Here is a 13,678-nt window from a genome sequence, read left to right as displayed (position 1 = left end):
TACGGGCGGCCTGCTGCATGTTGTGCGTCACGATCACGATGGTGTAGTCGTTCTTGAGCTCGTTGATCAGATCCTCGACAGCCAACGTCGAAATCGGGTCAAGAGCGGAGCACGGCTCGTCCATCAGCAGCACCTGCGGGTGCACGGCCACAGCGCGGGCGATGCACAGACGCTGCTGCTGACCACCGGAAAGACCAATGCCAGGATTGTCAAGACGATCCTTGACTTCGTTCCACAGGTTGGCGCCACGCAGAGCCCATTCGACCAGATCGTCCGCATCGGACTTCGAGATCTTGCGGTTGTTGAGCCTCACGCCAGCGAGCACATTCTCGCGGATGGACATGGTCGGGAACGGGTTCGCACGCTGGAACACCATGCCGACATCGCGACGCACGGCAACCGGGTCGATGTCCTTGTCGTACAGGTTCTTGCCTTCCAGCAACACCTCGCCTTCGCAGTGAGCGCCCGGAATGATCTCGTGCATGCGGTCGAGCGTGCGCAGCACCGTGGACTTGCCACAGCCGGAAGGTCCGATGAAAGCGGTGACCTTGTTGGCTTCGATGTTGATGTTCACATCTTCAACGGCCAGGAAGTCGCCGTAGTAGATGTTCAGATGATTGACATCAATACGTTGTCCCATTTTGGTTCCTTATATGTTGTTTCTGTATGTAAGACTACCGCTCATCGTTCCGACTTGACGGCGAAGACCTTCGCCACGAGTCGACCGATAAGGTTGAGGATAAGCACGATGAGGATCAGCACGAGAGCCGCGGCCCATGCGCGTTCCATCGGGATGGTGGTCACGCAGGAAGCGTCGGCGGAAGCCGGGCAATTCGCGTTGAGCTTGGAGTACTCCTGGTAGACGTACACCGGAAGGGTGGTCATCTGGCCGGAGAAGAGGTTGACGTTCGTGGAGGCGATGTAGCCTGCGGTCATCAGCAACGGAGCGGTCTCACCAATCACACGGGCGACGGCGAGAATCGCACCCGAAACAATGCCCGGCAAAGCGGTACGCAACACAATCTTCGTAATCGTGCGCTGCTTGGTAACACCCAAAGCATACGACGCTTCACGCAAGTCGTGAGGCACGATCTTCAACATTTCTTCAGAGGACTTGACCACGGTCGGCAGCATCAGCAGCGACAGTGCCACGGAACCTTCGAAACCGTTGATGGTGCCAGGTCCAATCAGAATCGTGAACATCGAGAATGCGAACAAACCTGCGACGATGGACGGAATACCGCTCATCACGTCGACCAGCAGGGTGATGACGCGAGCCAGCTTGCCACGGTTGGAATATTCCACCAAGTACACGGCGCACATCAGACCGATCGGAATGGAGATGATCATGGCGCCGAACGTGATTTCCAGCGTACCGATGATGGCGTGCTGAATACCGCCGTAGCCACCGGACGGCGTCGGATTGCCGCCGACCACACCGGTCATGTTATAGCTCAGGAAGTTGAGGTTCAGCCTCTTGACACCGTTGACGATGGTGGTGAGCAGCACCGAGAACAGCGGAATCAGCGCCACAATGAACGCAAGAGCGATCAGTACGCGCATCGCAAGATCCTTGCGCTTACGTGCAGCGGTAAAGGAACGCGTCGGCTTGAACTTGTCGAAATCGATGACGGGGGCACCGTCCATCGGAGAAGCGTTGTTATTCACTGCGGTCATCACGCACTCGCTTTCTCGGTAAGCTTACGGGCGATGAAATTCACCACGAAAGTAATGAGGAACAGCACCAGGCCGGTGCCGATCAGCACGGACACGCCGAGATCGTTGGCTTCAGGATACTGCGCGGCGATGTTGGCTGCGATCGTCTGGTTCTGCGAAGCCTGCAGCAGCTTGATGGAGTAGTTGAGACCTGGAGACAGGATCATGAGCACGGCCATGGTTTCGCCAAGCGCACGACCCAAGCCAAGCATGGAAGCGGACACCACACCGGACTTGCCGAACGGCAGCACCGCAAGCTTGACCATTTCCCACTTGGTGGCGCCAAGAGCAAGCGCGGCCTCTTCCTGAAGGCGCGGAGTCTGCAGGAAGATATCGCGGGACATGGAGGTGATGATCGGCAGGATCATGACTGCGAGCACCACGGCCACGGTGGCGACGGTACGGGAAGGATTGGCGGCAGGACCTGCGAACAGCGGAATCCAGCCAAGATACTTGGCCACCCAATTCCAGAACGGGTAGATGGCGGGCACCAGCACCAGGCCACCCCACAGACCGTAGATAACGGACGGAATTGCGGCGAGCAGATCGACCACATAGCTCAAGGCGGTGGCGAGCTTCTTCGGCGCATAGTGCGAGATGAACAATGCGATGCCGACCGACACGAAGAAGGAAATCAACAGTGCCAGCGCGGAGATCAACACAGTACCGAACAGCAGCGGTCCGACATAGCCCCAGAAGCTGGAAGCCTTGCCGCCGGTGAAGTTGCTGATGGTCGCGCTGTTGGCCTGCTGATCGCCGCCGATCAACGGCCACGCGCGGAACAGCAGGAACAGCGCGACGGCGGCGAGCACGACGAGGATCAGGATGCCGCAGGCGTAGGCCACGCCCTTGAACACCTTATCCGCGTTCTTGCCGCTCACCGGCTGCTGTGCCGTTTTGCTTTGCGAACTCACGGGTTCTCCTTAACTTGCGATTGTTTGAAACAGATCTGCGATTACTTGCGATGACTGCGTTTTTTGTTTTACCTGCAGGTACCGTTTCAGGCCGCACCCGCTTTCATGTTGCGGCTGCGGCCTGAAACAGACGGTCAGTTGCCGTTCACCGAGAGCCTATCGCTTACTGTATCAAAGCTCACTTGGTTTCGATGGCGTCGATGGACTTGAGGACCTTCTGGCGCATGGTGTCGGACAGCGGAGCGGAGCCTGCTGCGGAGGCAGCGGTCTGCTGGCCTTCGTCGCTGACCACGTAGGTGAGCCAAGACTTGACGAACTTGGCGGTGTCGGCATCCTTGTATGCCGGGCAGGCGATGTCGTAGGAGACAAGCACGATCGGGTAGGCGCCAGCCTCGGTGGTGTTGTGGTCGAGCTTGACGACCACGCGGTTGTCGCCAGTGGCGGATTCGTCGAGCGGGGAGGCGTCCACAACCTTGGCAGCGGCTTCAGCGGAGAACGGCACGTAATCGTCGCCGACCTTCACTGCAACGGTGCCGAGCTCGCCAGCCTGGGAAGCATCGGCGTAGCCGATGGTGCCGTCAGCCTGCTGCACGGTGGAGATCACGCCGGAAGTACCCTTAGCGCCCTGGCCAACCTCGTTCGGCCAGTTCTCGCCGAGCTCGTAGCTCCAAGCGTCGCCGGCAGCATCCTTGACGTAGCTCAGGAAGTTCTTGGTGGTGCCGGACTTGTCGGAGCGGTGCACCACGGTGATGTCGAGATCAGGCAGGTCGACCTTCGGGTTCTGCTGCTTGATGGCGTCATCGTTCCACTTGGTGATCTTGCCGTCGAAGATCTTGGCGATGGTGTCGGCGTCCATGTTCAGGGTCTTGCCCTTGCCGGAAATGCCGTTGAGGTTGAAGACCACGGCGATCGGGGAGACGTAGACCGGGATGTCGAAGGCGTTGCCGGAAGCGCACACGCTCTTGGACTGCTCGACCTCGTCATTGGACAGGGCGGCATCGGAGCCGGCCCATGCGGTGGCGCCGGTCAGAAAGGTGGAAACGCCAGCGCCGGAACCAGACGGGTTGTAGGCGACCTTGGCATCCGGGTTGGTGCCCTGGAAGCCGGCGATCCAGGCTTCCACAGCAGTCTGCTGGGAGGAAGCGCCAGCGCCGGAGAAGTTGCCGGACACGGCTTCGGTGGTCTTGGTGTCGGTGCTAGCCGAAGAATCAGTGTTGGAAGCAGTGTTGTCGCCGCAAGCCGCGACAGAAGCCAGCATCACAATGCCGGACACAGCTGCAATGGAGCGTACGAGAATGGAATTACGCATTATTCTTTTCCCTCTGTCAACATTCTGATGGCGTATGTTTCTGACATTTCATATGCTGTTGTCGCCATCGTTCTTCATGACACTGTCAAGCCTATTGGTGGTTTGGGTCCCGCAAAACCAAAATCGGTGAACGGAAGATGAACACTCTACGACACTTCGGACGTTTTCGTCATTTCCATTCACCGATCTTCGGCGACTACCGTGATACCACGGTCTTACATTCAGTTATCAATTAATAATCAATTATTCGGAAACTTACGATGAGTACTGGAATAGCAGTGTTTTATCTTATATATTTCCATCTATCGCGATATTTCCGCTTTATTCCGCAGGAACGTCAATTTTGTAGCCCAAACCACGCACGGTAGTCAGATATTTCGGATGCGCCGGATCCTCCTCGATTTTGGAGCGGACACGCTTGACGTGCACATCCAACGTTTTGGTATCGCCAACGTAATCGGACCCCCAAATGCGGTCGATCAGCTGGTGGCGGGTCATCACACGGCCCTTGTTCTGCATGAGATATTCGAGAAGCTCGAATTCCTTCAGCGGGAAGAACACGTTCTCTCCGCGCACCATCACCTCATGCTGGCCGATCTTCATGGAAATGTCGCCGCAGATCAGCGGAATATCGTCATCGGAGGATTCCGTCGCGTCGGCCACCATCTGGTTGCGTCGCAGCACCGCACGCACCCGCGCCAGCAGCTCGCGGAACGAGTACGGCTTGGTGATGTAGTCGTCCGCGCCAATTTCCAAACCGACCACCTTGTCGATTTCCGCGCTTTTCGCGGTGAGCATGATGATCGGTACACGGCTTTGCTCACGAATTCTGCGGCATAGCGCGGTGCCGTCAAGCCCGGGCAGCATCAGATCGAGCAGCACCAGATCGATGCCTCCTTTGGTGAACAGTTCCAATCCTTCCTCACCGGTGGCAGCGGCGGACACATCGTAGCCTTCGCGGGTGAGCTGGTAGACCAGCGGCTCTCGATACGATTCCTCGTCCTCGACGATCAGAATGCGCGTCATTGGTGCTTCTCCTCTGTGTGCTCTTGTTTGATTGGAACGTTGATTGATTTGGTTATTTGCTGTATTCGGTTTAGCTCAGATTATTCGGATTGCGTAGTTTCGATGCGTTCGGTTTCGCCCGTCACTTCCATGCGATCCGCTTCCGCAGTTTGTACGTTTCCCGCAGTCTCTGCAGTTTCCGCTGTTTCCACCGCTTGTGCCTGAGGCAGGGTGATGGTGAAAGTCGATCCCTCCCCCTCACGCGACCACACGGCGATAGTGCCTCCGCAATCCTGCACGCAATGTTTGGTGATGGCCAAACCCAATCCTGTACCCCCTGTTTCGCGGGAACGTGCGGGATCGACACGGTAGAATCGCTCGAAAATACGATCCAGCGAGGATTCCGGAATGCCAATGCCCTGATCGACGACACGAATCGCAACCTTGTCATCGCCACTGCCGATGCCGACTGCGACGGTGGTGTGTTCCGGAGAATAGTTGACGGCGTTTTCCACCAGATTCTTCACCGCCGTTTTGATGGTTTCATGATCGGCGTTGATGAACAGATCATCCTCATCGACAGCGTTTACGGCACCCTCGACGTGCACCAGCTTCTGCTTGCCATTCAGCGAAAGCACCAGATTGATATGCTTCGATTCGGCCTTCACCTGGTTTTCGACGATCGCCTCGCGTACCAACGCAAGCACGGAAAGCCGTTCCGCGTTCAGCACCGCAGCCGTGCTTTGCGCCTTCTGCAAGTCGATCAAGCGATGCACCAATTCCGTCAATCGTTCGGATTCCTTGGAAATGCGGCCCGCAAAATACTTCACCATGCCGGGATCGTCCGCAGCGTCGCCGATCGTTTCGGCAAGCAGGGAAATCGCACCGGCAGGAGTCTTCAATTCGTGCGAAACGTTCGTCACAAAATCGCGTCGCATAATCTCAAAACGACGCTGCTCGCTCATATCCGAAATGAAAATCGCAAAAAGATCATCGGAGATCTGGCCGACCCGCACATGCAGATACAGCGTGTCGGAAGGACGGAACTTACCTGCCTCAATGCCTTTGCCGTCAGTGTTTTTCGCGGCCGCACGGGCGGCTCGATCCAGCGGAATCGACAATTCGCGTTCGCGCACCACGCTGTCGGTCGACACCAATCGCAGAATATCGCGGATTTCGGCAAGCGTCATCGCACTGTCCTCAACAATGCCGAAACGTTGCGCGCCCGGGGAAACGTATGTGACCGACGCCAGTGAATCGACGACGATCAACGCCTCCGGCATGACGGCGATCAGCTGGCGTTCCGTGGACTGCACGGGCACGCGCGGCCCGAACAGCGACATGTTCTTCTGCGCGCCGAACAGGCTTGGATCGTTCGGGTCGATCTCATCCTCCCCCAATTGCACGCCACGGGCACGCCCCAGCACAAAGGCGACCACAGCGACGGCAACAACCACAATCGCCATCACCACGTGCTCCAGCGTCATACGTTAACCTTCCGATAATCCGTCATTCTTCTTCAACAATAGCGGTTCCGGAAAGCGATTTCCGTGCGCGATTCCCTCACGCCATCGGAAGTTTCCCCGCAGTTCACTTTCGTGAGATTCGCCATACCGAAATATGAGACGGCCCGTCCAGCAACCGATGCGTTGGACGGGCCGTCTTTCATGCGCTTACATGCGCTTGACGATGTTCACCGCGATTTTCGCCGCGGTGTCGGCATATTCGGAAATGTCGAATTCCTTGAATTCCACGTAATCCGTGTCGGCATTGTCGCTCAACGCGCGGATGACCAGCACGGGCAGGCCGTTGCGCGCCGCGACATGCGCCACCGCGGCGCCTTCCATTTCGACCGCGTCCGCGCCGGTTTCGCGAATCACCTGCTCCACTTTCTTCGGATCGTCCACGAAATAGTTGCCCGTGGCGATGATGCCGGTGATGTGATGCACGCTCAGATCGGTCAGCACCTTATCGGCGACTTCGATCAGACGGTCATCGGAGTGGAATTCCTCCACCGGCTGGTCCGCAGTGCCTGGCTTCCACTGGCCGACGAGACGCATGTCGGTGTCGAGGTAGCGCAACGTGCCGCCAAGCACCACGTCGTTGATGTGCAGATGCGTGTTGAGATTGCCTGCGATGCCGGAGAAGATCACGGCGTCAGGCTGGTCCGCGTCGATGAGATGCTGCGTGGTGGCGGCGATATTGACGGTGCCCATGCCGCCGACCGTTGCCGCAACGTTGACGCGAGTGCCCTTGTTGGTTTCGATGGTGCCGCGTGTCACGCTGACGCCGGCTTCCTCCGTTACGGTGATGTCGCTCAATGCGGATGCGATATTGGCGACTTCCTCGTCCATGGCGCCGATGATGGCGATTGTGCTCATGCGTTCGTTCCTTTCAATTGCTTCACGCTTTTCGCTCGGTTTCGCTTATTTTCGCTTCTCTCACTTCCAGCGGCGCTTGCCCACAGCTTGCGCAAGTTCGCGCAGCAACGCTTCCGTAATCTGCCAGCTCAAGCATTTGTCGGTGATGGATTGACCGTACGTGAGTTCGGCGAGCGGTGCCGGTTTTTGACTGCCACCTTCGATGAAGCTTTCCATCATGATGCCGGTGATGCCTTCCTCACCTTCGGCGATACGGCTTGCGATATTACGTACCACTTCGACTTGGCGATGTTCGTCTTTGCCGGAATTGCCGTGCGAGCAGTCCACGATCAGACCGTGTGCCGCCGCGGATTCGACCGGCATTTCCTCACGGATGAGCTTCATGGCATTCGCCACGGATTCGGCGTCATAGTTCGGGCCGCTGCTCGAACCACGCAATACCACATGGCAGTCGGGATTGCCGAGCGTTTTGACTACGGCCGCACGACCCATATGATCGATGCCGAAGAACGTATGCTGCTGTGCCGACGCAAAACACGAGTCGGTCGGCGCTTTGATGGAACCGTCGGTAGCGTTTTTGAAGCCGATCGGCATCGACATGCCCGAAGCGAGCTGGCGGTGCACCTGGCTTTCCGTATTGCGAGCGCCGATCGCACCCCAGCTGACCGCGTCGGAAATGTATTGCGGGCTGGTTGGTTCCAGGAATTCCGTGGCGGTGGCCAAACCTGCGTCCAATACGCCAAGCAGCGTACGACGGGCCAAAAGCAGGCCTTTTTTGATATTGCAGCTGCCGTCGATGTCGGGATCGTTGATCAAGCCTTTCCAACCGACCGTCGTACGCGGTTTTTCGAAATACACGCGCATCACAATCAGCAATTCTCCGCCCAGCTCGTCTTTCAACGCGGCCAAGCGACGGGCGTAATCGAGTGCGGCAGCCGGATCATGCACGGAACACGGACCGACGATCACCAGCAATCGATCGTCCTGGCCGTACAGGCAGGCACGAATCTCATCGCGTGAATAGGCGACGATCTCTTGCGCCTGATCGCTGAGCGGCAGGTCCCCCAACACCTGCGCCGGCGTGGGAAGCACCTCGAATTCAAGCACCCTGCGGTTCACGATGCGGCTGATGCCGACCTGATCTTCCCAGCGTGGCACATCCGTAGCCACCAGCGGATTCTTTCCCTCATCCATGGCCTCGCGGATGGCGCGAAGCTCTTCAGGCGTGTTCAGCTGCTGCTGCATTTCACTGCTCTCCTTGACAATCACCTATCTCCCCAAGAATATCAATCAAATGGCAGTCGCTATGCAAAAACCGTGCGATTACGCAGTTACGCGTATTCCGCACGGTTAGTTATTTGCGATTATTTGCGCTTATTTGGCGAGTGCGCGACGGCTTTCGACCGCATCGGCAAGCGTGTGCAACAACTGTTCGGTACGTTCCCACGGCACGCAGGCGTCGGTGATGGATTTGCCGTACTCGAGCTGGTCGAGCGGAGCGGGCTTCTGATTGCCGGCTTTCAGGAAGCTTTCCATCATGATGCCGCTGATGCCCGACTCTCCCGTTGCGATGCGGGAGGCGATGTTTTCGATCACTTCGGCTTCGCGCACTTCGTCCTTGCCGCAGTTGCCGTGCGCCGCGTCGATGACAAGACCGTGTTCGCTCGGGCCGGACGCCTTGGAAACCTTCAGATCGGCCAACGCCTTCGCCACGGATTCGGTATCGTAGTTCGGGCCGTGCGAGGAGCCGCGCAACACCAGATGGCAATCGGGATTGCCCTTGGTTTCGGCGGAAATCACACGACCGTCAAGATTGATGGACAGGAAATGATGCTCGAAGGCGGCCGCGAAGCAGGAATCCGCTGCCGGCTTGATCGAACCGTCGGTGGCGTTCTTGAAGCCGATTGGCATCGACATGCCCGACGCGAGCTCGCGATGCACCTGGCTTTCCGTATTGCGAGCGCCAATCGCACCCCAGCTAATCAGGTCGCAGATGTACTGCGGGGTGATCGGGTCAAGCCATTCCGTGGCTGCCGGGAGTCCAAGGCTCAGCACATCGGCCAGCACCTTGCGTGCGAGCCACATGCCCTTGCGAATATTGAACTGGCCGTCGAGATCGGGATCGTTGATCAGACCCTTCCAACCGATGGTGGTGCGTGGCTTTTCGAAATACACGCGCATCACAATGACCAGTTGGTCTTCCAGTTCTTTTTTGACCGCGGCAAGTTTTGCCGCGTATTCGTGCGCCGCTTTCGGATCATGAATCGAGCATGGACCGACGATGGCAAGCAGACGATCGTCTTTGCCGTTGAGCACATCGCGGATTTCCTGACGGGACTTCAACACCAGATCGCTCATCTCGTCGGTGAGTGGAATTTCCTTCAGAAAATATCGGGGAGCCGGAATCGGGTCTAGCTGTCGAATATTGATATCCACGGTCTCCGGAAACACGGCGTTATCCAACAACTGCGCATCCTTCGAACTATCTGGACCGCGAAGACCTGACATCTCTTCTGCTCCTCCTTATACCTGCATACCTGCTTCATGCATACTGTGCATGGATGATAATCACCGAAGTTACCTTAACGGATAAAAGCGGAATAACACGAATGCCGACTGCATGCTGGACTTTTTGCGAAGTCCCATGCAGTCGGCATTCGTCAATCGGTTTGTCGGTTTACGTATCAGTCAGCCAGAGCGCCCATCGGATCCCATGCGGGGAGCATGGTGGCTGGCTCGTCAAGAGCGGCCTGATATTCGGCAGGGAGCAGCGCCTTCGGCACGGCGACCTCGTACACGTATTCGGTGAACCAGTCGTCGCTCATAGTGAAGTAGCCCTTGTCTGCGATCTTGTCGCCCCAAGAGTTCTCCACACGCCAACGACGGGTGGTCGTGCCGTCTTCGGCCACGTCCACGCCGACGAACGCCATAGCGTGGTTCATCGCGGAATCGGCGAAACGCACGCGATCTTCCTTGTCCAGATCGAAGTCGACGCCATACACCTTGCCGTATTCAAACAGATCAGTGGCCCAAGCGCCGTTTTCACGATCCATCATCGGGTGGCAGTCAGCACCGAACCATACTGGAATGCCCTGCTCTTCGAGAATCTGACGCACGCAATCCTTCATGAACTGGTTCGGCACGTTCAGGTATTCGGTCGGGTCTCCCCCGGCCACATTACCCAAGTGCCCGATACCGATCTTCTTGCCCTTCGCATGCTCCTGACGAGGATCGTCGACCAGGCACACGTAGCTTTCCAGATCGGCGGAACCGACGTACTTCTGCCAGAATTCCACAGGCGTGATCTCACCATCGCGATGGAACTCGCCGTCCTTGTCGGTCCACTCCCAGTCGAAGCTCTTCGGCGGCTCGCCCAAGTGAATCGTCAGAATACGGTGTCCGGCGGCGGTCGCTTCGGCGATTACCGATTCGATCGAAGCCGGATCAGCATACATGTGCGCGACGGCCGTATGCAGCAGGCGACGCAATTGCACGTTCATTTCGCCGGTGTTCTTGGAGGATTCGGTTTCCGGGAACAGATCCTTCGGAACGGCACCGTACTTCTTGTACACGTTCATGGCCATGGTCCACTGGCCGCCGTCGCCCATCACGTCGGCGAGCAGATGCTGGATCAGGCGGGAGTCGGACGGCTCGCCGGCCTTCACCAGTTCGGCCACGTCCTGCAGGAAGTAGTTGACGCGCTCGAGCTTGTCGTAGTACATGGCATAGTTCTGGGAGAACTCGAATTCCTTCAGCCCCATGTTCTTCTTGGCCACGAAACGAGCCACGTTCAGCGAGCTGAACAGCCAGCAACGGCCGGAACGATCCTGATGGGTGGCGGTGCCATTGTCGACAATGGTGGAGAATCGGCGCTGCATCAGGCGGGCGCGGTCATAGTTGCGTGCCACCTTGTTGATGCCAGCCGCGGTGACCGCGTTCATGGCCATACGGTTGTGGTCGCTGGCTTCGAAATCCTCAACCAGCGTTGCCAATGCATCAGCGCTCAACGGCGTGATGTCAGTCATTGTTCTGTTCCTCCTGTGCTTCCTCGCCCTGGTCAGACTGCTCGTCTTCGGACGGTTCTTCAAAATCGTCATTATTCTGCTGTTCGTCGGAGACAACATCCTCGTCGAAGGTCACTTCCGGTTCACCCGCAACGGTTTCGCCACTCTCGTCGTGCGATTTCGCCGGAGTTTCAGCTTCAGCTGCGGAATCATGCTGTTCGCCGTCGATGGAATTGACCACGGACAGGCCGTTCGCGCCGAAACCGGAGAACGCGTTGGCAAACATGGCACGCAGTTCACTGACACGCTGCGTGATCTGCGCCTCACGGGTCTGCAGGTCGGCGATGCGCTGCTGCACACCTTCAAGCTCGCTCTTGGCTGCCTCACGACGCTCGTTGATCTGCTCGTCGGCCTCTTCGGTGGCCTGCTTGAGAATGCTGGCAGCCTGCTTGTCGGCTGCCTCACGCTTGTCGGAAGCGTATGCCTCGGCCTCATCGCGCGTATGCTGCGCTTCTGAAATCAGCTCGTCGGACTGCTTCTTGGCGATTTCACGGCGTTCGTTCAGGTCGGCGAGCAGCTCGTTGACCTTCTTCGTAGCCTCATCCTGCTGGGCGGAAATGTCGGCGCGGATCTGCTCCACCTCGGCATTGACCTGGCTGATGGTCTTGGTGCGATGCACTTCGGCCTCGTCGGTGATCTCCTGTGCCTTGGCTTTGGCGGTATCCGTGATTTCCGAGGCACGGCGCTGCGCGTCCGTCATCATCTTGGACACCTGCTCACGCACGTCGGCCAGCTTCTTGTTGGCTTCGGCCAACGCGGATTCGATCTGGTCGTTGGTCTCGCTTTTCATGCGGTTGATCTCGTCATTGGCGTTCTTGCGCTGCGCCGCGATCTGCTCGGTGGCTTCGGCGCGCAGATCGGAGAGCTCACGCTCCTGCGTGGCGCGCTCCGATGCGAGACGCTTGTCGTGCTCCTCACGGGAGTTCGTCAATTCCAGATCGACGGTCTGGCGTTGCGCTACCACGGCCTTCTGTGCTTCGCCACGCAGCTGGTCCGCTTCGCGCTGGGCGTTGGACTTCAACGTGTCGGCATCATTATTGGCCTTCGATAGCACCGCTTCGGCCTTGGCGTTGGCCTCGTCGAGAATGCGCTTGGCGTCGAGCTTGGCGTTGTTCAGCAGGGTTTCGGCCTGAAGCTGCACCGTGGCGCGTGCCGCGGAAGCGTCTTTCTTGGCACGGTCGAGCAGCTCGGCGCTGGTCTGTTCCGCGCTGGCGAGCATCTGCTGCGCGTTGGCGCCCAGAGATGCGAACGAATTCGGGTTGGCCTTCTTGTTTTTCTCTTCCTGCAGCTGTGCCTGCAGTTCAAGGATGGTCTGATCGTCGGCCTTGACCTGCTCACGCAGACGGTCCACCGTCTCCTGAGCCGAAGCGAACGCCTCATCGACCCTTTCCTTGTCGTACCCCCTCAACACGATTGGGAACTGCTCAACCATGGTATTCCTTTCACGAATTCCCTTCCATCGCGCATCTTGCCCGCGCCTATCCGTTTTGAACTTTAGCGCAGAACAAACGTTCGGCACACGGCAGTCGCATAATTCTCACAGAGAGCACAGAAATCGTTCGAGGAAACGCCGACGCCGTTCAGCCGAGCAGAATCTCACTTGAGGATGGCTGCAGATAATAACGCACCGATTCGCGGATCACATCGTTACCTGCGGCGATTTGCTGCGCGATTGACAGTCCATGTTGCGGATGTGGCTGCTCGTTGACGATCGGCAGGCTTACGAAACCCGACAGAATGCGCTTTTCCTGCGCTGCAGACCAGTCGAGCAAATGGTAGAACAGCGAATTGCAGACGAACGTGCCCGCATCCGAACTCAGCGCGGCGGGAATCTCATGTTTGGCGAAATCGCGCAGAATCGAACGCAACGGCAGGCGCGTCCAATATGCCGCAGGCCCTTCCGGATTGATCGGACGGCGAGGCGGAATCACATTGTCGGCGTCAGGCTTGGCCGCGTCCATCAGATTCGTGGCGCATCGCTCCAACAGCACGCCGCGGGCGGACCGCTTCAAACCGGTGGCGATGACAATATCGGGATTCGCCTGTTCGATGGCGTTCAGCAACATGGGCCAGGCATTGGCGAAACTGACCGGAAGCGTCACCGTCGTCACGCTCATGGAAACATCCTGCAGAAGATCGTCGGACAGCGCCATGGATTGAGATGGATCATTCCAATATTCGGCGAGCGCCACGGGAACAAGTACGGCCGGATTCACGTCGATGCCGTCGTACGGGGTGAAACCTGAGATGACGATGTTGATCTGCTGCATGTGTTCCAGTGTACGTGGT

Annotated in this window: 12 protein-coding genes; all 12 read right to left on the bottom strand. The window is 57.9% G+C overall.

Features of this window, described 5'->3' with window-relative positions; all coding sequences use genetic code 11:
- Positions 1 to 640 (bottom strand): phosphate ABC transporter ATP-binding protein (locus tag Q5H33_RS07140; protein ID WP_302423755.1); only part of this gene is annotated, 640 nt, incomplete at its 3' end.
- A gap of 41 nt (positions 641 to 681) precedes the next feature.
- Complete coding sequence (pstA, locus tag Q5H33_RS07135; RefSeq protein ID WP_022245295.1) at positions 682 to 1,677, bottom strand: phosphate ABC transporter permease PstA; 996 nt, start codon at positions 1,675 to 1,677, stop codon at positions 682 to 684.
- Positions 1,677 to 2,630, bottom strand: a complete 954-nt coding sequence (gene pstC / locus Q5H33_RS07130; RefSeq protein ID WP_302423752.1) for a phosphate ABC transporter permease subunit PstC — start codon at positions 2,628 to 2,630, stop codon at positions 1,677 to 1,679. Before pstC ends, pstA begins: the two co-directional genes overlap by 1 nt.
- 178 nt (positions 2,631 to 2,808) lie before the next feature.
- The gene (pstS, locus tag Q5H33_RS07125; RefSeq protein ID WP_022245293.1) at positions 2,809 to 3,939 is read right to left on the bottom strand and encodes a phosphate ABC transporter substrate-binding protein PstS; all 1,131 of its coding nucleotides are present in this window, start codon (positions 3,937 to 3,939) and stop codon (positions 2,809 to 2,811) included.
- A gap of 321 nt (positions 3,940 to 4,260) precedes the next feature.
- Positions 4,261 to 4,965, bottom strand: coding sequence for a response regulator transcription factor (locus tag Q5H33_RS07120; RefSeq protein WP_004220077.1), 705 nt, complete (start codon positions 4,963 to 4,965; stop codon positions 4,261 to 4,263).
- Positions 4,966 to 5,045: 80 nt separating this feature from the next.
- Positions 5,046 to 6,431 carry a cell wall metabolism sensor histidine kinase WalK gene (locus Q5H33_RS07115; protein WP_302423749.1) on the bottom strand — a complete coding sequence of 462 codons (1,386 nt, stop codon included), beginning with the start codon at positions 6,429 to 6,431 and terminating at the stop codon, positions 5,046 to 5,048.
- Between the two features lie 186 nt (positions 6,432 to 6,617).
- Entirely contained in the window at positions 6,618 to 7,325 is a 708-nt protein-coding gene (gene mtnN / locus Q5H33_RS07110) for a 5'-methylthioadenosine/S-adenosylhomocysteine nucleosidase (RefSeq protein ID WP_022245291.1), read from the bottom strand.
- A 60-nt stretch (positions 7,326 to 7,385) separates the two neighbouring features.
- Complete coding sequence (locus tag Q5H33_RS07105) at positions 7,386 to 8,570, bottom strand: 3-deoxy-7-phosphoheptulonate synthase (RefSeq protein ID WP_022245290.1); 1,185 nt, start codon at positions 8,568 to 8,570, stop codon at positions 7,386 to 7,388.
- Positions 8,571 to 8,699: 129 nt separating this feature from the next.
- Positions 8,700 to 9,833: a 3-deoxy-7-phosphoheptulonate synthase gene (locus Q5H33_RS07100; RefSeq protein ID WP_126015940.1), complete on the bottom strand. Its 1,134-nt coding sequence runs from the start codon at positions 9,831 to 9,833 to the stop codon at positions 8,700 to 8,702.
- Between the two features lie 176 nt (positions 9,834 to 10,009).
- Positions 10,010 to 11,350, bottom strand: a complete 1,341-nt coding sequence (locus Q5H33_RS07095) for a C1 family peptidase (protein ID WP_302423746.1) — start codon at positions 11,348 to 11,350, stop codon at positions 10,010 to 10,012.
- Complete coding sequence (locus Q5H33_RS07090) at positions 11,343 to 12,821, bottom strand: cell division protein (RefSeq protein WP_302423744.1); 1,479 nt, start codon at positions 12,819 to 12,821, stop codon at positions 11,343 to 11,345. The genes Q5H33_RS07095 and Q5H33_RS07090 overlap by 8 nt, the downstream gene beginning before the upstream one ends.
- Positions 12,822 to 12,969: 148 nt before the next feature.
- A complete protein-coding gene (locus tag Q5H33_RS07085) occupies positions 12,970 to 13,659 on the bottom strand; it encodes a pyroglutamyl-peptidase I (protein WP_302423756.1) in 690 nt (229 codons plus the stop codon).
- Positions 13,660 to 13,678 lie beyond the last annotated feature (19 nt).

Origin of the sequence: uncultured Bifidobacterium sp., from assembly GCF_959020145.1 — a bacterium.
Lineage (GTDB): Bacteria > Actinomycetota > Actinomycetes > Actinomycetales > Bifidobacteriaceae > Bifidobacterium.
The sequence above is the reverse complement of the archived record's forward strand: the minus strand, read 5'-3'. Positions and strand labels throughout refer to the sequence as shown.